The organism is Cedecea davisae, assembly GCF_044095835.1.
GTDB classification, from domain to species: Bacteria; Pseudomonadota; Gammaproteobacteria; order Enterobacterales; family Enterobacteriaceae; genus Cedecea; species Cedecea davisae.
Genome location: NZ_CP172054.1, coordinates 1,769,561 through 1,790,497 on the forward strand (window position 1 = coordinate 1,769,561; position 20,937 = coordinate 1,790,497).

Consider the following 20,937-nt stretch of genomic DNA (forward strand, 5'->3'; position numbering starts at 1 on the left):
TCTAACTCTGACAAAAGATCAGGCTACCAAAAGTGGTGGGTAATGTTATTTACAATTTGTTACTCATGCCTGATAGAGTTGTTTTTCCAAACAACAAAGGGCGTTAGAAATGAAGTTAAAAATCAGAACCATTCATGCGCACGGTAAGGCATCAGAAGAATATGTTGTATTAGATGTTTTGGAAAATTGTAACCTCAATCGCTATATTGTTGCTGATACAACGTACACAAAAGATGGGTACATATCCAATAAGGTCAGGCACACTCATTGGTTCACTGCGTCAGAAGCAAAGAAAGATGACATTGTCATTTTGTATACTCGTGAAGGCCTAAATAATGAAACTAAGCAATCCAATGGCTCTACGATTTTTCATTGCTATTGGGAGTTAAGGTCAGCTGTATGGAATGATGATGGCGATGGTGCCGTACTGTTTGAGGTCAATGACTGGAGCACGACTAGAGTTGCATATACAAAATAAGTTTATGCCATAGCACCATCAACCATTCTAAAAAAGCCCACTCAGGTGGGCTTTTTGTTAAAAGGCATCAGCTTCGCGTGAAATAGCAAATAACACATTAACCGCTAGAAGGTAGGCGTTGTCGACTACGCCATAAGTACCCTCTGTAATAACATTGACATGACGAGAAAGCGCGTTCTCCATGTATGCAATTAGTTCCTTATTACTGTGTTCACTTCGATGATCTAGCAAATGCAGCCCTAGGATGAAATGTCCGTATTTATCAAACATTGTGCTGATGAATTTTTCATCCTCAGAAAGATCAAAGAATTCATCGATAGAAAGGGGGCGGTTTAACTGCTCAAGCCGGCTAAGTTCTCTTGATAACCATTGGCATCCGTCACGAAGGGTTTCTGCTTTTATGCTCATTTGTCTTCCTTATCATTTTTGATGTTTTTCTCGTAATAAAACTCAAGCATCTTTCTTGCAAATTCATGCGGGTAGATGCCAAGTTCTGATGATTTTGCATCTATGTAATCAGCAACTTCGACCGGAACAGTCAATGAGTATTCAATCTCCCCATCAGTCAAAGGAGTCTGAATGAATTCAGAAGTGTCACCATATGCAAGCCATGAGAAAGGAACCATCAAACCCTTTGCCAATTTAGCAATAACATTAGCTCTTGGCTTGTTAACCCTTGCCTCATAACGTGATATTTGCGCAGCTGCAACATCGCTCTCTTTCGAAAGCTGCTCCTGAGACCACCCTAGCTCAGCCCTTCTGGCTATTATACGTGCAGCCACATCATCATATTTAGTCATAATTAGTATTGAAGTGTATTGACATGGTTAAGTTTGCGCCATAAGATTCACTATACATGATATTTCATGACACTTAAATACTAATGATGACGAAATGCGAACCAGAAAATCAATTGCAAATATCAAGGACGTACGTTTGCTTAAGATGAAATTTGGGCGAATGGTTGGATCTAAAGATAGTTCTGGTTGCATGGAGTGGAATGGCGCTCTGAATTATTGCGGCTATGGTCAGTTCTCTTTCGAGGGGCGCACTTGGTCACACATCGCCTGGCTTTTGAGATTGCAAACGGGAAAATAGCTCAGGATGAGCCAAAGTGGTGGGTTCTCCATAAATGCGACAATCCAGCTTGCTGCAACCCAGACCATCTTTATCTTGGAGATGCGAAAGACAATGCGGACGACATGATAGACAGAAAGCGGCAGCGTATGGGTTTCAAGAGATATGGTAGTGGAGAAGACATTCGGTTTGGTAGAGTCTTCTATGAAATTGGTGGAGAAATTAAAACCTTATATGAATGGGCTGAGCAGTTAGACGTTAACCCGAGCACTTTAGAACAACGCATTTCGGCGGGTTGGCCAGAAAAAGATCTGGGCTTGTCCTCAACGGTATTTAAACGTCATTTGAAGTCTGATGGGCAAACACAATACAGAAGATTTTCTGGTTTAGAAGAAGTAGAGAAATATAAGAGCGAAGCCCCGGTAGCTGTAACTACCAAGGCTTCTGAATCAACAAACCTTGATGGGAATATTGACATGACAAGTATAGCAATACTTGAAGCGGTTAACACCTCTTACGTGCCGTTCAATGGACAGCAAATTATCACTGCAATGGCAGCAGGTGTGGCCTATGTGGCCATGAAACCAATCGTCGAAAACCTCGGAATGAGTTGGTCAACTCAGGTTCGTAAGCTGGAGTCATCAAAGGACAAATTCAACTGTGTTCATATGAACATGGTTGCCACGGATAGCAAATTTCGCGACGTTATTTGCCTACCACTGAAAAAACTTAATGGCTGGCTGTTCAGCATCAACCCTGAAAAGGTTCGCGCCGATATTCGTGACAAGCTGATCCAGTACCAGGAAGAATGCTTTACCGTTTTGCATGACTACTGGACGAAAGGTGAGGTTAAAAATCCGCGAAAGGTTAAAAAAACACTTCGCGGTAAAATTACTCATGAACAGCAAGAGGCGATCAAGCAATTGGTGATGACTCGCGGTAAAGCACTGCCAAAAGAGAATCAGGCCAAAGCGATGATTACCATGTGGTCATCGCTGAAAACACATTTTGGATGCAGCTACAAAGAAATCAGCGATGACCAGTTTGCCGAGGCGCTTTCTATCGCTGCTCGTGTTCCACTGGAAGGTGAATTCTTAGGCAGACAGGAAGCGTTACCCGCCCCAACGCTGGACGTTAACTTGCCGATTCAGTGGTGGATTGATAACAACCCTGTGGTGCGTAGTGGAAATCTGTCATTCGGTAAGTCCTTTGGTGCCCCTGCACTGGATGTCACAATGCCTATGCTGTGCGGTGACAACTCAACATCTTCCGCAATACGCCTGATTAACATTCTGGAAGAGGCTGGATGTGATGTGTCTGCCCCGAAAGCTGAGATTGTGGCCATGCGCAAACACCTGACGAATGTCGAATATGGCATGAAGGCTATTGCGGATGCCTGCCAAAGGGCGGGTAACAAAACCATATCTTTCCGTGGAAAGAAAGCCGACTACGTCATTAATTGATACTCACCTACATAAAAAGTGTAGGTGACCTACGCTAAAGGGCCTGTTGAAGGCCTTTTACTTGATCGTGGCAAGACAATTAAATTTAATAATCATTCGTATTTTAATTTCATTAACATCCCGCAGCAGAACTTTTCAACAATATTCAATTAACAATTGCCTATTTCATATGAAAGGCATTAAGAATATTCCCACCTAAAGCTAAATAAATGCTCAATAGCATGACGTAGATCAAACTTCATTCCCCTCACGCAATGCATATTCAGCGCATCAATTATCACGCAATATTATTATTTTATTTTGTTGTTGCCATATCTCCTGGTGGCAAAGTGTGCAGATTAATTTAATAACTAAATAAAGTAAAAGAGCATAATTAACAGGTGGTTGTGCGGGTTTGTGCTGCGCGGCTTGGGTGTTTTATGTCGCTATTCGGCGTAATGGAAGTGATTCAGATAATTAATTTCGGGCGAAATTATTAACCCGCTTTTATTAACTGGTGTGTTTTTGATAATTGAATAAATAAATTACTGAAGGGTGATAGTTAACCGGTTGCAGCCGGTTAACTATCAATTTGATCGGATATTATTAAATCTTCACAAGCAAATATATAGTAGGTTTTTAGAATGAAAAAGGCAACTTTGGCTTTAATTATTGGTTCAACTCTGAGTTCTGTAATCAGTTTCGCTAACGCAGCGACGGTGATCGATGCTCCAAATAATTATGATCCGGTGTTTACCTCAGGTGAGTCCTCTCTGTTGGAGAATACGGCGCTTACCGTTTTCCAGCACGATAGCGCAATTAATAACCTGACGGCTCAGGCCAGCGACCAGGGTCAGCAACTTACAGCTCAGAGCCTGCGAATCGATCAAAATAATTACGATATTAACCAGCAGCACAGCCAGCTAACAGAACTCAACAACCGCGCCGGTAAAACTGAAAAGGACGTCACCCTGCTTGAATTGCAGCGTCAGGGTTTGCAGGCTGCCATTATCGATCATGGCGACCGTATGAACAGCCTTCAGGAGCAGACCGATGCGGAGGTTTCGGCGAGGACAACTCTGGGAAACCAGGTCGATGGTAATAAGCAGGCGATCGTAAATCTTAGCTCAACCACCAAAACCGCGTTGATCAACAATGCGACAGAAAACGAAGAGCAAAACAAAGCGCTGAATGTGCTGAATGGGCAAATTCAGATGACCGGTACTTATGCAAAATCCAGAACCGATGCCGCAATTGCCAATATAGAAAGCAATAAAGCGGCGCTGGCTAAAACCAATCAGGCTGTAGCGGCACATTCTGCGGAACTGGCTAACCATGAATCCCGTATTGATGCTTTAGAAGCCAATACCGGCGCAGGCAATAGCTTTGCCAGACTCAAAAACCAGGTAGACGATAACCGCCAGCGTGCCTCTGCGGGTATTGCGGGCGTCGCGGCGATGGCAAACATCCCGCAGGTTACTCAGGGCGCTACCTTCTCTGTTGGCGCAGGTGCTGGTACAACGGATGGTGAAAGCGCTCTGGCCGTTGGCTTTTCCGCCCGTGCGACAGAAAACACCGTCATTAAAGCCTCGGTCTCGAATGACTCGCAGCAGAACTTTGTCGTGGGTGCAGGCGCGGCATATCAGTGGTGATGTAAGCTTATAAAGCCTCTTCGGAGGCTTTTTTGCGTAGAGAGTGGCGATGCGGTCTTATTGGATTTTTATCTTTATTGCGTGCGGCGTTATGGGGATATGTGCTGCAGCGATGTTCTTTTTATCACGGATAATTGAGACATATATCTCAGTTTGTTGAGCCAGGTATCGTTTTAGCCAGCAAAGCCGGGGCGTTGCGCGCATTTGTTTGACGCAGTAAGCAATTCCACTGCAAAATCAGGGTGATATCTTTTGGCACCGGTTTGTAATTCCGGTCGCAACCGGAGCACCTTATCTGCCTATGACCCCGCAACAGACGATAGAAAGTAACTACTCCACTTTAACGCCGGAGCTGCAGCGTGCGGCGGATTTGACCCTGCATAATATCAACGACCTGGTTACGCTTTCTATGCGGGCTTTTGCCTCGCGTATTGGCGTTAAACCTGCCACTTTGCTGCGCCTGGCCCAGCGCCTGGGGTATGTTGGCTGGGGTGAACTGAAAGAGGCGTTTGTTCAGGGGCTGGGGTTAAGCCTTGAAAGCCATCAGGCGAGGGCGGAAAAACTGGTAGATAAAGGCAGCACGGCTTCGCTTTATCAGGAAGTTTTTGATGCTCACGCCGCCAATTTGTCCCATACCGAGGCGGAAAACCAGCAGGCAATGACGGTGGCTGTAGAAGTGCTGGATGCGGCGGATCATGTGTATGTTTGCGGTTTCCGCGCCAGTTATTCGGTTGCCTACACGCTGTTTTATATCTACCGCCTGTTTAATAAGAACGTATCCCTGATTGACGGCCAGGCCAGTAACTACGAGATATTCACTCGCGAGCTGACGCCAAAGGATGTGGTGCTGATGATTGGCTTTGCGCCTTATTCGCGGGAGTCGCTCGACGTTCTGGGTGCGGCCAGGCGTGCCGGAAGTAAAATTGTGGCGCTGACCGACTCGCCGCTTTCGCCTCTGGCTCAGGATGCGGCCAGCACGCTCTATTTTTCCGCACACAGCCCGTCATTTTTCCCTTCGGTGGTGTCGGCTATGGGAATTGCGGAATGCCTGCTGGCAATGATGGTTGCAAAGCACGGTGACAGAGCGGTAGAGAAGATTGCCAGCGCCGAGCGCTTTCTGCTGGACTCGGGCGCGTGGGTGAAGCCGGTTCGTTAATTGAAGGGGCAAAGTGTTGCCCCTTTTTACTGATTAACGCTGAATAAGGTAGCGAATGGTCGGCCCGTCCTGCTGGATATCGAGCACCGTGTAGCCGTGGTTTTTTGCATCCAGCGGAATGTTGTTGATGGACTGCGGGCAGTCGCTTACCACTTCAAGGATTTCACCTTTCTTCAACTGTGGCATGGCTTCAAGCGTGGCAACCGCAGGGTAAGGGCAGGGTTCGCCCACCATATCGAGACGATAATCAGGAACAATATTCTGGCTCATGCTGCCTCCCCGGTAGCGTTAGCGATAGCCTGATTTTTACGCCGGAAAAAGCGTTTTTCCCAGCCGACAATCAGTAAATAAGCTGCCAGCAGCATCAGGTAGGTGACCAGCAGCCCGCCCAGCGGCCCAAAGGTGTTGAGCAGGTTCACTTTATCCCAACTGGTGGCAAGCGCGGGTGAAATATCATCCCAGAACCAGGCCAGCAGCGTGGAGCCGATAACGTTCCCCAGGCCAACCCACCAGTAATGCACCTGGCCCTCAACGGCGCGATACATCCAGCCGGTTTCGCAGCCACCGGCCAGCACGATACCGAAGCCAAACAGCAGGCCACCGATAACCGCATTTGGCCCGGCCCACATGATTTTGGCTTCTACGCCAAGCTGCACGTAGCTGAAAATACCTATCGCGCTTACCGCCATGCCGAGAATAATAGCCTTGGCCATATGGGTACGGCCGGTTATCCACATATCGCGGAAAGCGGAGGTAAAGCAGATTTGCGCCCGCTCGATAAGCAGCCCGAAGCCAACGCCGAACAGCATCGCCAGCCCCAGCTTAGGCTGGTTGATGGCGGTAAAGCCTCCCCAGCCGAGCATACCGATAAACACCAGCATGCCGATGCGGAAGCGGCGTTTAGCCCGGTCAGGCTTTTGCGTCAAAGGAGAGGCGGCAGAGACTTTTTGCAGTTTCACCGGAATGCGGAACATCGGCAGCAGGGTGAAGCGTGCGCCAAACCAGCAGCCGATTGCCGTTGCCAGAGCAAAGAACCAGGCGTGCAGAGAAAACTGAGGAATACCGGTAAAGAAGGCGGCGAGGTTGCAGCCCATGGCAAGCCTTGCCCCGAAGCCTGCAATAATGCCGCCCGCCACTGCCTGAATGATGCGGATCCGGTGCTGCGGCAGCCTGAGCTTGACGTTATTGGCCCATAGTGCTGCGGCGAAACAGCCGCCGAACATGCCGATGATCATCATGCCGTCGATGCGGGTCAGCGGGCTGCCGTCGAGATGGATAAGCTTATAGTAGCCCCACTCTTCGGCGTGAACGCCCATCAGCTGTAGCAGCTGGCCGCCCCAGCGGGTGAATTCTCCGGTGACCGCCCAGAAGGTGCCGGTGATGCCGAAATAGTAGGTGGAGAGAATGCCGGCGGCGATTACCGCGGGCATCGGTTTCCAGAAGGTTACCAGGTATTGGTGTTTGAAGTGTTGCCAGGTCATTTTTTCGCCTCTGAACTCAGAAGAACGCGCCACATGGGACGAAGAGGGCGCGATCATACGCCGATATCCGGGGGTTAACAGGCTGAAAACATGAAAAATCAATCTGGATCAATTTTTCGGCCAATGGAGGAATTGCTGGCGAGGGCGTGGCTTTAATGCCAAAATTATTTTTTCTCCGCAGTCAGGATAGACGATGAAGAAGGTTTTACTTTTGGCGGCGCTGGTAGCCCTGAGCGGCTGCGCCGAGGTCAGAGATTATAAGCAAGTCGTTCGTGAGCCGGCTCCGGCAGGCCTGGCGGGCTACTGGCAGTCGAACGGACCGCAGAGCAAGCTGGTCAGCCCGGAGGCGATTGCTTCGCTGGTGGTCACCGCCGACGGCGATACTCTCGATTGCCGCCAGTGGCAGCGTGTGCTTGCCCTGCCGGGCAAGCTGACAAAGCTTTCCGGCGAGCTTAGCAACGTGACCGTAAAACGTGAGATTTACGCTATAGAGCGCGACGGCGACACGCTGGAGTACGCCGGAATGACTTTGAAGCGCGTTGATCGTTTGACGACGGAGTGCGCTGATTTCCTCGCTAAAAACCCTTTGGACAGCAAGCTGCCCAAAGAGTAAGCCCTCATCCGACCCCTCTTCCTGATGTGGCGATGGGAGGGGGTCGGTGAGATAACGCTACAGAACATCCTCCAGTACCCAAACGCTGACGCTCCCGCCGTTGCAGGTGAAGGTTGCGCTGCCGCTCTGGTCGGTGGAGATTGTTTCCTCGCGGTTGCCGAGGTAATCACGCCAGTTTTTCCCGCCGAAGTTTTCGCCCAGCGTCAGGTTTTTCTCGCCGTTATCCCCGTTAGACATGACCACCACGCAGCCCGGATCTTCATCGGTTCCGCTGCGGCTGAAAGCGATGCAGTTGGGGTGATCGAACCACAGCGTTTGTACGCCGTGGGCGAAGCGTTCCCGGGCGTGAATCAAGTCGTCCAGCTGTTCAATAACCGGCATCTCAATCGGGTAATTTTGGCCGTCTCCGCCCTCATCCTCGTAGTGGGCACCAAAAAGGTCCGGGTAAAACACCGAGGGCACGCCGTTTTCACGCAGCAGGATCAACGCATAGGCCAGTGGTTTAAACCACGGCTCCACCGGAGCTTCGAGGGATTGCAGCGGCTGGGTATCGTGGTTGGCAACCAGGGTGACGGCATGGAACGGGTCGGCTTCCACCAGGGTGCCGGTGAAAATTTGGCTCATGTCGTAATCGCGGCCCTGGCGGGAGGCCTCATGAAATTTCATTTGCAGGGGCGCGTCGAACAGCATGGTTTTGCCCTCGACCTGGGCGATGTATTCCTGGAGTTTATCGACCTCGTGCGACCAGTATTCGGCAACGATAAATAGCGGCTGAGCGGCAACCTGCTGTACGTGTTCAATCCACTCTTTATAGAACCAGGCCGGAATGTGTTTTACCGCATCCAGCCGGAAGCCATTACAGCCTGTTTGCTCCATGACCCAGCGCGCCCAGTATTTCAGCTCCTCGGTGACCGCGTGGTTGCGAAAATCAATGTTTTCGCCCATCAGATAGTCGAAGTTGCCCAGCTCGTCGTCCACCTGGTCGTTCCAGCCTTCGCCCGTGTAGTCGTTGACGATTTTAAAGATGCCGTCTTCGTTCGGGTTTTCAATGTGGTCAACGCCGCTAAAGCATTTGTAGTCCCAGATAAACTGCGAGTATTGCCCGGCGCGGGCGGGGAAGGTGTAGCGAGTCCAGGCCTCGCATTCTATGACTTCTTCTGAAATTTCGTTGCGGTTTTCTTCGTTGACCCGGTTAACCCGCACCTGTTCTTTTTCATCGGCGCCCATTTTGTGGTTCACCACCACGTCCAGCAGCACCGCAATGTTGTTATCACGTAGGGCCTGAATCGCCGTCAGCAGTTGGGCCTTATCGCCGTACTTGGTCGGCACGCTGCCTTTCTGGTCGAATTCACCGAGGTCGAAAAGATCGTAGCTGTCATAGCCTACGGAATAGCCGCCAGAGCTGCCTTTATAGGCGGGCGGGAGCCAAACCATATTGATGCCGATGTCGCTGAGGCTGCCTGCACGGTCCGCAACTTCGCGCCACAGACTGCCGTCGCCGGGGGAATACCAGTGGAAAAACTGTAACAGGGTGGGGTTCTTCATATCATCCGTGCTCCAGAAGTCATTTAGCTGACCTCTGGAGTATGGAGTAAGAAGCGAAAACAGGCAGGTTTACTGATTTAAATCGCTGGGCATTAAAACATTACCGGAAAGAAATCCGTAGGTGTTGTTGAGCGATTTCTGGCGGCCGCTTTGGTCGATAAGGTCGCGCAGTTCGCTAAGCCGACCGTGCAGCAGCGCTTTGATCTGGTTTTCATTCGCGAGGATCATATCCAGCAGTCCCTTCGCTTCTTCCTGGCTTCTGTTGCTGGCCTGGGCAATAGGATTATTGGCAATCGCCTCCACCAGCTGAACGTATTTCACTTCCTGTTCTATCAACTCATCCCACTTTCCAGAATGAGCAAGGTCAAGCATGGTTTGACTGAGGGCATGAAGGGCATACCATTCATTTAGGGATGAGATGAAATCATTCATCAGATAGCATCCTGAAGTGTAGAGGGAGAAGGGCCTATTTGTTTCCATGCATCCGCAATATTGGCGAGCAACCTTTCTACTTCGCTGATTGCGTCGACATCGTTGCGCAAATTAGCGTGCAGGAGACGCCGCACCATATAGTCATAAAGATTCGCAAGGTTAACGGGCAATTCCCCTCCGATCTCCATATCCAGACCTGCTTTCAGTCCGTTATCAATAATATTAATGGCTTTGGAGAGCGCCTCGCCTTTGGGGGCCATTTGGCCCTGCTCCAGAAACAGGCGCGCCCGCACAAGGGCACTGAGTGCCCCGTCGAACAACAACACCACGAGCTGGTGTGGACTGGCACTCATAACGGCGCTTTCCAGACCGACCTGTTGATAGGCTTGTACACCAGAACTCTTGTACATATTAAATCCTTAACTTTTGGTGAACTGCTGCGTCAGGTAGTTCCCCGTATTGGTCATCTTGCTGACAAGGTTTGCCAGAGAGGTAAACTGTGCCTTGTAACGTGCCATGGTGGCGTCAATACTGTCGCTCATATCCTGCTTACGGTCAGCCACGGTCTTCAGGGTTGAAGTGAGGCCGTCCTGCGCATTTTTAATCACGCCGGCATTGATTGAGCTGGTGCTCAGCATGTTGTTCAGCTTGGTATCCAACTGGGTAGCAAAACCGGTGGTTTTACCGTCGCCAACAAAGTAGTTGATCACGCCCTGCGGGTTATCCGTCAACGCTTTGGTCAGCTTGGCATCATCCACTTTCAGCACGCTGGAGCCGTCTGGAGCCAGAACCGGATCCTGGCTAACGCCAAGCTGAGCCATGATGCTGTAATCGCCAGCCTGAACGTTGGTTAGCATGCTGCGAATATCGGCCTGAATGCCGCGAACCGTACTGTCTCCGACCAGTGCGCCGTTATTCGGGTCCTGGGCGTTACCTGCGGTAACTTTCACATACTTGGTGACGCTGGCAATGGTTGACTGTAGGGAGTTATAAGCTTTAACCCAGTCATTAATAACCTTTTTGCTGGCATCGCTGGTACGCGTAACGCTGAGCGTCTCGTCAGCCGTGCTTTTTGCTTTCAGGTTCAGCGTCACACCCGGCATGGCGTCGGAAATGGTGTTGCTCTGGCGTTCAATGACGACGCCGTTGACCTGTACTTTGGCATTCTGCGACGGCGTTTGCTCATTTAACGCGCCGGATTTGCTGGCCGAGTTGTAGCCAATAACGCCCTGAAGTTTGTCATCGCCGGTCACGGTGACGGTCATGTCAGACTGCACGCCGGTGCTCTTGGAGGAGAGCATCAGGCGGTAATCACCGTCGCTTGCTTTAACCACGGAAGCGGAAACATTCCCGTTGGCCGCATTAATGGCTTTGGCGATACCGTTCAGCGAGGTATCCGAGTCGGACAGCGTCACGTTCAGCGGGGTCGTTGTCCCTGGCTGAGTAATGGTGATTGTCCGTGTTCCACCGGTCGTCGCTCCTTGCTGCGCGGTGTTACTGGCAATGCTACCGCTCATCAGCACCTGGGATTTCGCCATCTGCTGTACGTTAACCGTATAGTCAGACAGAATCGCATCGCTGGTGGTTGTGGCGCTAAATGCGGTGTTGGTGCTGCTGACGGATGTTGCCAGCAGTGCGCCGCTTTTTGTTAACGCAGCGGTCGCCGTTTCCAGACCCGATATCGCCGTTTTTAATTGACCGAAGGCGCTAAACTGAGCCTGATACGTTTTGGTCTGGGTATCAAAAATCGTTAATTTAGTCTGTTCTGCCGCGTAAAGCTTATCGTATGTGTCCTGGAGGTTCAGGGTCGTGCCTGCTCCAAGGCTAGAGATCGATGCCATTGATGTCTTCCTTTAAGTCGCTGGTAGTTACACTACTTATCGGCGGACTGGACGAAAAGTTTACTGCCAGTTGAAAAAAATAATCAGTCGAATAGCCGGGTGGGAATTAGTCTTATAAGCCGATTGTCGAAGCGTATGTCTTCATTAATAGAGTAGTCGGTTCGCATCAGAAGGCCGGGGAGTATTTATTTTCATTTCCGCCTGTTGATATAAACCGGCGGAGGGAAATGCAGGTATAAACGAAAGAAAAAAGAATATATTGATATTAATTTTTCTTTTAATTCAATGGTTTGATATTTTTTCTGTGATTATTTCTAAAGTTGGAACTGAGGGCGTCGATAACCTTGTTGACGGTGAGAGACGCCGTGAGTGTTAGGCACCGAACCTAAACCCAATTTTTAAGGAATTAAAACTATGTCAGTTATCAATACTAACCTGCTGTCCCTGACTACTCAGAACAACCTGAGCAAATCTCAGAACTCACTGGGTACCGCTATCGAGCGTCTGTCTTCCGGTATGCGTATCAACAGCGCAAAAGATGATGCTGCTGGTCAGGCGATTGCCAACCGTATGACTTCCCAGGTTAAGGGTATGACTCAGGCCGCTCGTAACGCTAACGACGGTATCTCTCTGGTTCAGACCGCTGAAGGTAACCTGAACGAGATCAACACCAACTTACAGCGTATCCGTGAGCTGTCTCTGCAGGCTGCTACCGACACCAACGGTTCCACCGACCTGAAATCCATCCAGACTGAAATCACCCAGCGTCTGTCCGAAATCGACCGTATCGCTGGCGGTGCTTCTTTCAACGGCAAAAAACTGCTGGACGGTTCCGTAGGCAGCACCGGTCTGAACATTCAGGTTGGCGCTAACACCACCTCTAACGACACCATCGTTATTGGCAGCAACGCGCTGATCGCCGCTTCTTCCGCTAGCCTGGACGGCGGCCTGAGCACTACAGTCTCCGACCACTCTACTGCACAGGCTGTTGTTTCTGCTGCTGATGCTGCAATTGCAAAAATCGATGAAGCTCGTTCTAACATGGGTGCGATTCAGAACCGTTTCGAATCCACTATCAACAACCTGAACAACTCCATCACCAACCTGTCTGCTGCACAGTCCCGTATTCAGGATGCTGACTACGCGACCGAAGTTTCCAACATGAGCCGCGCGCAGATCCTGCAGCAGGCTGGTACTTCCGTACTGTCCCAGGCAAACCAGGTTCCACAGGCAATGCTGTCCCTGCTGCGTTAATTTCGCAGACTGCTACAAGAAAGGTTGCTGGAAACAGCAGCCTTTTTTTTGTTTTTGTCGAAAATAGCCGCCGACTGCCGTTTTTTAATATGAAGGATAAGGCGCTAATTTCAGTTTTGTTCTGCGCATTATGCCTGCCGTGCGAATGCTAGCATCAGACAATCACCGGTCTGGCAAAAAAATGCACATCAAAGGACAGTTATGAACAGTTTCTCTCGCACCCGGGCGCTGCAACAATATTACCGCGATCTGTTTACCCGCACTATTTTCCTGCCGGAAGCGGATGTTTTGCCCGCGTGGTTGGTGACTGAAGTCCTTAATTTCGCCAACCCTGATTTTGCCTCCCTGAACGACAAATTAACCCTTGCTCAGACCGGGCTGAATCCGGAACAGGATAGGGCGCTGAAGCTAATGATGGGGGCTATTATCCTCTCGAATTCAGCGCTGGATATGCATCAGCATGCTAATCCGGAGCCTGTCGATGCCGATAAAATTGAGAAAATAACTCATTATATTGTTGAAGCCCTGAAGCTCGACGGCAATAAAAACTATCTGGTTGCTGGCGTTCAGGTCTTGTTCCGCATTAATGAAATTAGCTCTGCGATTTTCCTGATCTCCAATAACCTTTCCGAGCTTAGCGAATCTCCGGTGGCGTTGAAAATCCTGCTGCTGGTTTGCCTGATGGAAGAAGATTTTAATCAGGCCTATGTCATTATTGAGCAGCTCACCGGAAATATGGCGCTTATTGGCGAAGATCCTATGACGTTATTGATGGTGGTTTCGGCTCTCTACCGGCTCGGTGGCTGCCCGGATTCATTTATCGATTTTCGCCCGTTGGCAGACACGCTCTACCGGCCGGATAGCGAACGCTACCAATGGCTGATTGAACCTGCTAACAATAGCAAAACAACCATTCTGGTCGGCTGCGACAAAGCCTATTTCTCGGCGCACGGCCTGCCTTTGCTGCTCTCAATCTTTAATACCAACCGCAGCGAGCTTAACGTTCACTTCCACATTTATAACTGTGATGCCGGACTGGAACAGCAGATTTCCGGGCTGCGTGAGGCAATGCCCGAGCTGGGTATTTCGCTGAGTAGCGAAGCGTTCAGGACGGGTAAGGCGGACAAAGTGCATTACGCCAGCCGTCGCCTGGTCTTCTTACCGCATGCCCTGAAAAAAATAGCTTCTCCTGTTCTGCTGCTGGATGCCGATAGCCTGGTAAGAAAACCGTGGTCAGCTTTGAAAGAGACCCTTGAAGCGAAAGATCTGCTGCTGACCTGGGATGAAAATGCCCCGTTCTGGGAGTCCATTCTGGCGGCGTTTATCTATAGCGAAGGCGGCGAGCCGTCGGCGAAATATCTTGCGACCGTCGCGCGGTTTATCGATATCAATCTGCAAAACAATAACGCCGAATGGTTCCTCGATCAGGTAGCTCTTGCCGCGGCAGAAAATGAACTTAGCGCCATGGAAAAAATGGCAATCGGCCGTGAAGCAGTCAGCAAACTGGCGGATGCCGGGCACGGTGAAGATGCATTTTGCTGGGTGCTGGGTAAGTCCCGGCAGGAAAGCGAGGCCTACAGAGAATACAAATCTTCGCTGTTGGAAAACTACAGCGCATTAATCGGCTGACCCCAGGTCATTTCTCCTGAAAATAATGGATAGCGTAACGTGAGTCAGTATTACCCGGATCGCAATATTTCTCCCGCGGCCATTCAGTGCGCGGCCCACCTCTACCATCTGCCTGTGGCGGCGCCCGAGCGTGCGCGTATTCTTGAGCTTGGCTGTGGTGAGGGGCAGGGCATTGTGGCCCATGCGCATGCGTGCCCGGAAAGCATTGTTATTGGCATAGATATTGATGAGGCCAGTATTGCCGTGGGGCAGCGGCGTGCGCTGGCGCATGGGCTTGCAAATGTTGAGCTGTTTAATGCGGGGCTGGGAGATATTCTGGCTATTGAAGGCGGTGAATTTGATTACATCATCGTACGCGGCGCTTTCTCATTGCTCGGGGCTCCTGAGCAAGAAGCGCTGCTGGCGTGGTGTCGCCAAAACCTCTCCAATTCAGGCGTTGTCTGCCTGCACTGGTACCCTTCGACGGGAACTGGTGAAACCGAGGCTATCCGTGATGCTCTCAGCTACCATGCCATGCGTGGGGGCAATAGCGATGCTGAGGTACAGGTCAACGCCGCGCGCGGCATGCTGAGTTATCTGGCGATGACGTTGCCGCAGGGCCCCCTTAAAACGCGGGTGGAAGAGGCCGAGCGAGAGAGCGATTTAATGCTGACTCTGCGTTACCTTGCGCCTGCCGTTGAACCGCTTACCTTTAGTGAGTTTTATAGCAAAGTCGATGAGCTGGGCTTCGGTTATGCGGGAGATGCCGTACCGCAGTATGAATTACCGGGCTATTACGGTGACAAAGTTGCCACGCTCCATGGTCTGGTTGCCGGGCAGGATCGGGTAGCGGCTCAGCAATATCTGGATTTTAGCGTATTACGTAGCGAACGTTTCAGCCTGCTGGCTGCCGCACGAGAAGAGGCGCATTTTCCGCCGCTTCCCGATCTGGCGAGCCTTGAAACGCTTCACTGGTCGGGGAGCTTTACGCGCAGAATCAATGACAATGCTCAGATTGTTAAAGGGCATACCAGCGGCAGCGGGGAAACGTTAAGTAGCGACAATCCCGTTACGCTCCGGGTGCTGGATCTGCTGGGCGCGGCATGGCCACTCAGCCTGAGCGTCGATCAGCTAGTCTTTAACTGCCGTATGCCCGAAGAGCATGCCGACGTTCGTGAGCAAGTGCTGGCGACGCTAAAGGAGCTCTACCTTAAGCAGCCTTCCGGCCTTTACTGGAGCGCATCACCAGGTGCCTACAATCGGGCAGAAAACGATACGCTAAGCGCCATCGTGCCGCCGGAGTCCTCCGATGCGGAAGAGGGTGAAGCGCTGACGCTGCAAAATTATTGGGGCGAAGACTTTACTCTGACGGTGGAAGAGCTGTGCTACTTGCGCGGCGGGATGGCCGGTGTCGGCGATGATGCGTGGCAATGTTTTCTCTCACTGCGCAATAAAGGCGCGCTGACGGGATCTCCCCTTGCCTGGAAAAAACATTATCAATCTTTTCTGCGTACAGGAAACACTCAATATTTACGGCAGTTGCTGAATACCTTACTCCTGCTTAGCGTTTCCACCAATCGGGGCGGACTCCTGAGTGAGGATGTTAATGACGTGCCGCGTACGGAACAAAGCGGCGACGATATTTATGATGAGATAAATCAGCTCATTCAGGCTAAAGATATTCAGCAGGCCAAAGCGCGCTCTGAGCAATTACTGAGCGATAATCCCGAGGATATCTCAGCGTTACGCTGCTATTCCCGTACCTGCATTTTGTCCAATCAGTGGGATGACGCGATAAATGCGCTGTGTCGCCTGATGGGCTATTACTTCTCCAGCCTGGATATTTATTACGACCTGGCGACTGCATTCCAGAAAACCAGCGATCACTATCATGCACGGGTGGTTTTACAGGGGTTATTAAGGCTTGAGGACAAAAATGTCAATTTCTGGCATAGCCTGGCCTACTCCTATTATCAGCACGGAGAGATGGCGCTGGCGGAGCAATGTTCCCGAGCCTCCCTGCGCAGTGAGGGCGTTAAGGCCATTCATCTTGCGACCATGGGGGTGATTTTAAGCGACAGTCAAAAGCTCGACGAGGCGGCCTGGTTCCTTAACAAGGCAATAGAGCTTGAGCCGGGCAATTTTGAGTACTTCACCAGCCTGCTGTTTGTGCTGACTCACGACCACAACGTGACGGCTGAACAGCTGTTTGAAAAACACCTGCAATACGGGCAGGCGGTGGATAAATGGGCCAAAGCCTGCGATCTGCATTTTTCTTACGCCGGGGAAAAAGATCCGGCTAAAAAACTGCGTGTGGGCTTTGTCTCCGGGGATCTGCGTAAACATCCCGTCAGCCATTTCCTGGAGCCATTCTGGGATGGGCTGAATCGCGAGCATTTTGAACTGGTGGGCTACAGCGTATCGCCAATTCGCGACGAGGTAACCGAGCACTTAGAGGCCGGTTCCGTATTGTGGCGCCATGTTGACAAGTTGAGCCAGCGCCGGCTTGCCGAACAGATTAATGAGGATCGCATAGATATTCTGTTCGACCTTTCCGGCCATACCTCAGATAACCGCCTGCCCGCGTTTGCGCTACGCCCGGCACCGGTGCAAATTTCTTGGATTGGTTACCCCGGGACAACCGGCCTGAGCACCATGGATTATCGCATTCTGACCGCGACGCTTGCCCAGCCTGCCGACCTCGAACAGCAACTGACTGAAAGCATTATGTTTATTGAGATGCGTAAGTTCTTCGAACCCCATCCGCAAAGCCCGGATATTCAGCCGCTGCCGGCGCTTAAAAATGGCTGGCTTACGTTTGGCAGCTTTAATCGCCCGAAAAAAATCAACGATGAAGTCCTCAGGGTCTGGGCCAAAATTCTGACCCTGTATCCCGAGTCGCGGTTTGTCATTGGCTTTATGAACGATGACAAGATGGTAGCGGCTATGACGAAAAAGTTGCAGCAGCTGGGTATTGATGAGTCGAGGCTGATTTTCAAGAGAAGAGCCTCGCTGGTGGATTACCTGGCCTATCACCATGAAATCGACATTTTGCTTGATGCCTTCCCTTACTCCGGCGGCACCACCAGCAACCATGCTTGCTGGATGGGCGTGCCAACTCTGACGCTGTGCGGCGCGACCATGGCCGCCCGCCAGGGTGTGGACATTATGCGCTCATACGGGCTGGAGCAGTTTGTTGCCTACAGCGTAGAAGATTACATCAACAAAGCAATCGGCTGGCGCGATAACGTTGACGAACTGAATGAAATACGTATGACGATGCGAGGCAATCTCCCGAGGGAAAATGAAAACGGTTTCAACGCGACGGCTACCTTTGAACGGGCGCTACAGGAGGCCTGGCGCATTTATTGCGCGGGCGAGGCGCCCCGTACTTTTACCGTAATGGAGTGATGTGGCCGCGGCGGGTAACGATGCACTCGCCGTCCCCGCCGTCTCTACGCTGAGGTGTATGCACTATGAAAGATATCTTTGTAACCAGCCCGCTGCTGCCGCCGCTTGAAGAGTTTATTCCGTATCTCGAGCAAATTTGGGGCAATAAGTACCTCACCAATAACGGTCCGTTTCATCAGCAGCTTGAGCAGGCGTTGGCCGATTATCTGGGGGTTAAATACTTATCGCTATTCTCTAACGGCACGCTGGCGCTGTTGACGGCATTCCAGACCCTGCGGCTGAGTGGCGAAGTCATTACCACGCCTTACTCCTTTGTGGCCACCTCGCACAGCCTGCTGTGGAATGGCCTGACGCCGGTATTTGCCGATATTGACCCGCAGACATTTAATATTGATGCGGACTCTATCGAGGCTCTGATCACCCCGCAAACTACCGCGATTATGCCGGTACACTGCTACGGCATCCCGTGCGATGTGGATAAAATTCAGCGCATCGCAGACACGTACGGTCTGAAGGTTATCTATGATGCCGCCCATGCGTTCGGCGTGAAGCAAAACGGCTCCAGCATTCTTAACTGCGGAGATCTGTCTATTCTGAGCTTCCACGCCACCAAGGTGTTTAATACCATCGAGGGCGGGGCGATTATCTGCCCGGATGCCAGAACTAAAAAACGCATCGACTACCTGAAAAACTTTGGCTTTGCCGATGAAACCACGGTGATTGCACCGGGCATTAACGCCAAAATGAATGAAGTACAGGCGGCTTTTGGCTTGCTACAGCTCCAGCATATTGACGGGGCATTAAACGCTCGCGCCGCTATTTATAAGCGCTATTGCGAAGGGCTGGCCGGTATTCCCGGGCTGGAGTTTTATACCCAGAAAAGCGACTATGAGTGGAACCACTCCTATTATCCGGTTCTGGTGGATGAGCGTTTCCCGATTAGCCGCGATGCGCTTTATGACGCCCTGAAAGAAGAGGGCATCTATTCACGCCGTTACTTCTACCCGCTCATCAGCTCGTTTGCCATGTACCGGCATCTGCCTTCTTCCGCCCCGGAGCATTTGCCGGTAGCCAATGAGCTTTCTCAGAAGGTGCTGTGCCTGCCTATTTTCCCTGACCTGGGCGAAGAGGAGCAGCAGCGTATTATCGCCGCGGTAAGACGTATTAGCCTTGGGCAAAACGCCGCGGCATAGCGTGCTGGCGGAGTGAATAACAAAAAAGGGCTTTGTCGTAAGACAGAGCCCCTTTTACAGGCGACAGTTTAGGACTACATTTCGGCAATGCACATCAAACGTTCGCTGCGCTCGAGAAAGCGGTCGCCGGACCATTTAAACATGCCGTTTATCAACAGCGGGTTGTGCAGGCCGTGGCGGATGAGCCAGTCTTCATGCGTTTTTTTGCCTTTGCCAACAGGAATGATAATAACTCTACTGGAGATACGCCCCAGGATTTCCTGCATTTGCTCAATGGTAAAGAATTTGATGTCGAAAACAGCATCACTTGCTTTTTTAGAATTGAAGTAATTCACGAAGGATTTATTGTGTGCATTATGAACGGTAACGATCATTCTTCCTTTCGTGATTCTTGCTTGTTCAGTTGCCATTTGATGAATCTCTTCTTCAGCAAAATATCCCCAGAACCCGTTGTGGTAGGTCAGGTCAAAATGCTTATCCGGGTATTGCAGATTGAAGGCGTTCATTACGGAAAAACGATCCTGCAAAGAAGGATAGAGTTTTTTCGCCAGGCTCACCGATTCGGGTGAAAAGTCGATGCCGTGGCCTTCAACGCCGCGTTTTGTCAGCTGCACGATATCGCGGAAACTACCGGCGGCAATCTCAAGCACGCGTTTTTCATGGCTCTTTCTGACGGCATCAATATAGTAGGCGTGCCGAATATCATTCTGATAATGGTCGAAAATTCCCTGCCATTTTTGGTCCCAGTCCTCGGCCGTAATCAGCTTAGCTGGCTCGGTGGTTTGGCTCATTTTCTCTATCCTGTAATTGATTTTTCAGCGACGTAGTGGCGCGTAAATACGGCATTTTGTACCGCAACAGAGGGTTGGATCGGCTGACGAGTAAAGCAATGAATATGGTTAATTATCATGTCGTAGCCTGCCATCACCGAGAACTCGACTCCCGCCGAGAAGCGAGGGTTAATGTCCATCAGGTAATCGCCGGTCTCATGGCGCATAAATTCAATATTGATACAGCCGTTCAGGTCCAGCAGCCGGGCGACTGCGGCGGCTTTTGCAACCAATGCGTCGTCTGGCAATATTTCAACGGTTAAGCCAGCCCCGTTGGCGGTACGCAGCAGCTCTTTACGGGCGATACCTGCCCATGATCCGGTTTCACGCTGACGTACGATATCAATGACGTGGACCTCTCCTGCCAGAAATGGCTGCACAATCCAGTCGTCACCGTTAAGCCTGCCACAGAGTTCGAGCAGTTCGACTTCAGTCTCAATACGGCGCAGCCCTTCGCTGCTGCGGCCATCCCTGCGCTTGAGAATAACCGGGAAGCCGAGCGCCTGCGGCCGGTAGTCGGCCAGCAGTATCGAGGGCAGCGGCAGAAAGGTATCGTTGCCGGCAAAACGCTGGCTCCAGGCGAATTTGTCCCTGGCAATAGCGATAGACTCCGCGTCCATCAGCGTTAGAGCCGAAGGCGAGCGCAGCCGAGTGCGGTGCAGGGAAAGTACGTCAACTTCAACATCGGTAAGCGGAATAATCAGGTCGATGTCATGGTCGCCACAAATAGCATTGATGCTTTCAATATAGGCTTTGGTATCGGTAGCGCGGGGGACCTGAATGAAAGCGTCAACCCGTTGGGAACAATAAAGCCAGTGGGCAGGATAGATATCACATCCTATGACGGTATGAGATTCGCGTCTCAACGCATCTATCACGGCGTTGGTGGACATTGAACCTAAAGCCGTAATTAAAATCTTCATG

The 20,937-nt window shown here is 50.9% G+C and carries 19 protein-coding genes and 1 pseudogene; 10 read left to right on the top strand and 10 right to left on the bottom strand.

The window, feature by feature from the left end:
* The first annotated feature begins 109 nt into the window (after nt 1-109).
* Entirely contained in the window at nt 110-478 is a 369-nt protein-coding gene (locus ACG1VR_RS08760; RefSeq protein ID WP_395490724.1) for a hypothetical protein, read from the top strand.
* A gap of 57 nt (nt 479-535) precedes the next feature.
* Here ACG1VR_RS08760 and ACG1VR_RS08765 read toward each other — a convergent pair whose 3' ends face one another.
* The gene (locus ACG1VR_RS08765; RefSeq protein WP_395490725.1) at nt 536-886 is read right to left on the bottom strand and encodes a hypothetical protein; all 351 of its coding nucleotides are present in this window, start codon (nt 884-886) and stop codon (nt 536-538) included.
* On the bottom strand, nt 883-1,278 hold the full coding sequence (locus ACG1VR_RS08770) for a helix-turn-helix domain-containing protein (protein WP_395490726.1): 396 nt from the start codon (nt 1,276-1,278) through the stop codon (nt 883-885). Before ACG1VR_RS08770 ends, ACG1VR_RS08765 begins: the two co-directional genes overlap by 4 nt.
* 195 nt (nt 1,279-1,473) lie before the next feature.
* Here ACG1VR_RS08770 and ACG1VR_RS08775 point away from each other — a divergent pair.
* The 4 genes and pseudogenes from ACG1VR_RS08775 to ACG1VR_RS08790 form a co-directional block, all read left to right on the top strand.
* Nucleotides 1,474-1,614: pseudogene (locus ACG1VR_RS08775) on the top strand (hypothetical protein); the annotation flags it as partial.
* Between the two features lie 417 nt (nt 1,615-2,031).
* Nucleotides 2,032-3,018, top strand: a complete 987-nt coding sequence (locus tag ACG1VR_RS08780; protein WP_395491076.1) for a phage antirepressor N-terminal domain-containing protein — start codon at nt 2,032-2,034, stop codon at nt 3,016-3,018.
* Between the two features lie 623 nt (nt 3,019-3,641).
* Nucleotides 3,642-4,649: a YadA-like family protein gene (locus ACG1VR_RS08785; protein ID WP_395490727.1), complete on the top strand. Its 1,008-nt coding sequence runs from the start codon at nt 3,642-3,644 to the stop codon at nt 4,647-4,649.
* Between the two features lie 301 nt (nt 4,650-4,950).
* Nucleotides 4,951-5,805: a MurR/RpiR family transcriptional regulator gene (locus ACG1VR_RS08790; RefSeq protein ID WP_016537041.1), complete on the top strand. Its 855-nt coding sequence runs from the start codon at nt 4,951-4,953 to the stop codon at nt 5,803-5,805.
* A 33-nt stretch (nt 5,806-5,838) separates the two neighbouring features.
* Here the strand turns inward: ACG1VR_RS08790 and yedF are convergent, their stop codons facing one another.
* Nucleotides 5,839-6,075 carry a sulfurtransferase-like selenium metabolism protein YedF gene (gene yedF / locus ACG1VR_RS08795; protein WP_016537040.1) on the bottom strand — a complete coding sequence of 79 codons (237 nt, stop codon included), beginning with the start codon at nt 6,073-6,075 and terminating at the stop codon, nt 5,839-5,841.
* Nucleotides 6,072-7,286, bottom strand: coding sequence for a selenium metabolism membrane protein YedE/FdhT (gene yedE, locus ACG1VR_RS08800; RefSeq protein ID WP_016537039.1), 1,215 nt, complete (start codon nt 7,284-7,286; stop codon nt 6,072-6,074). Before yedE ends, yedF begins: the two co-directional genes overlap by 4 nt.
* A 193-nt stretch (nt 7,287-7,479) precedes the next feature.
* Between yedE and yedD the strand changes: the two genes are divergently transcribed.
* Complete coding sequence (gene yedD / locus ACG1VR_RS08805) at nt 7,480-7,899, top strand: lipoprotein YedD (RefSeq protein WP_395490728.1); 420 nt, start codon at nt 7,480-7,482, stop codon at nt 7,897-7,899.
* 57 nt (nt 7,900-7,956) lie between these two features.
* Here yedD and amyA read toward each other — a convergent pair whose 3' ends face one another.
* The 4 genes from amyA to fliD form a co-directional block, all read right to left on the bottom strand.
* Nucleotides 7,957-9,444, bottom strand: a complete 1,488-nt coding sequence (gene amyA, locus ACG1VR_RS08810) for an alpha-amylase (protein WP_395490729.1) — start codon at nt 9,442-9,444, stop codon at nt 7,957-7,959.
* A gap of 69 nt (nt 9,445-9,513) precedes the next feature.
* On the bottom strand, nt 9,514-9,876 hold the full coding sequence (gene fliT, locus ACG1VR_RS08815; RefSeq protein WP_016537036.1) for a flagella biosynthesis regulatory protein FliT: 363 nt from the start codon (nt 9,874-9,876) through the stop codon (nt 9,514-9,516).
* Entirely contained in the window at nt 9,876-10,286 is a 411-nt protein-coding gene (gene fliS, locus ACG1VR_RS08820) for a flagellar export chaperone FliS (protein ID WP_016537035.1), read from the bottom strand. The genes fliT and fliS overlap by 1 nt, the downstream gene beginning before the upstream one ends.
* Before the next feature lie 9 nt (nt 10,287-10,295).
* Nucleotides 10,296-11,717 carry a flagellar filament capping protein FliD gene (gene fliD / locus ACG1VR_RS08825; RefSeq protein ID WP_016537034.1) on the bottom strand — a complete coding sequence of 474 codons (1,422 nt, stop codon included), beginning with the start codon at nt 11,715-11,717 and terminating at the stop codon, nt 10,296-10,298.
* 414 nt (nt 11,718-12,131) lie between these two features.
* On the opposite strand from fliD, the gene ACG1VR_RS08830 reads away from it, so the two are divergent.
* The 4 genes from ACG1VR_RS08830 (at nt 12,132) to ACG1VR_RS08845 (ending at nt 19,183) form a co-directional block, all read left to right on the top strand.
* Complete coding sequence (locus ACG1VR_RS08830) at nt 12,132-12,971, top strand: flagellin (protein ID WP_395490730.1); 840 nt, start codon at nt 12,132-12,134, stop codon at nt 12,969-12,971.
* Between the two features lie 201 nt (nt 12,972-13,172).
* A complete protein-coding gene (locus tag ACG1VR_RS08835; protein ID WP_395490731.1) occupies nt 13,173-14,600 on the top strand; it encodes a hypothetical protein in 1,428 nt (475 codons plus the stop codon).
* A gap of 39 nt (nt 14,601-14,639) precedes the next feature.
* Entirely contained in the window at nt 14,640-17,990 is a 3,351-nt protein-coding gene (locus tag ACG1VR_RS08840) for a methyltransferase domain-containing protein (RefSeq protein ID WP_395490732.1), read from the top strand.
* Between the two features lie 65 nt (nt 17,991-18,055).
* Nucleotides 18,056-19,183, top strand: a complete 1,128-nt coding sequence (locus ACG1VR_RS08845; RefSeq protein ID WP_395490733.1) for a DegT/DnrJ/EryC1/StrS family aminotransferase — start codon at nt 18,056-18,058, stop codon at nt 19,181-19,183.
* Nucleotides 19,184-19,257: 74 nt separating this feature from the next.
* On the opposite strand, the gene ACG1VR_RS08850 is transcribed toward ACG1VR_RS08845, so the two are convergent.
* Together ACG1VR_RS08850 and ACG1VR_RS08855 are read right to left on the bottom strand one after the other, a co-directional pair.
* Nucleotides 19,258-19,974 (bottom strand): class I SAM-dependent methyltransferase, encoded by a 717-nt coding sequence (locus ACG1VR_RS08850; protein ID WP_395490734.1) that lies wholly within the window; start codon nt 19,972-19,974, stop codon nt 19,258-19,260.
* A 5-nt stretch (nt 19,975-19,979) separates the two neighbouring features.
* The gene (locus ACG1VR_RS08855) at nt 19,980-20,936 is read right to left on the bottom strand and encodes an ATP-grasp domain-containing protein (protein ID WP_395490735.1); all 957 of its coding nucleotides are present in this window, start codon (nt 20,934-20,936) and stop codon (nt 19,980-19,982) included.
* Between the last annotated feature and the right edge of the window lies 1 nt (nt 20,937).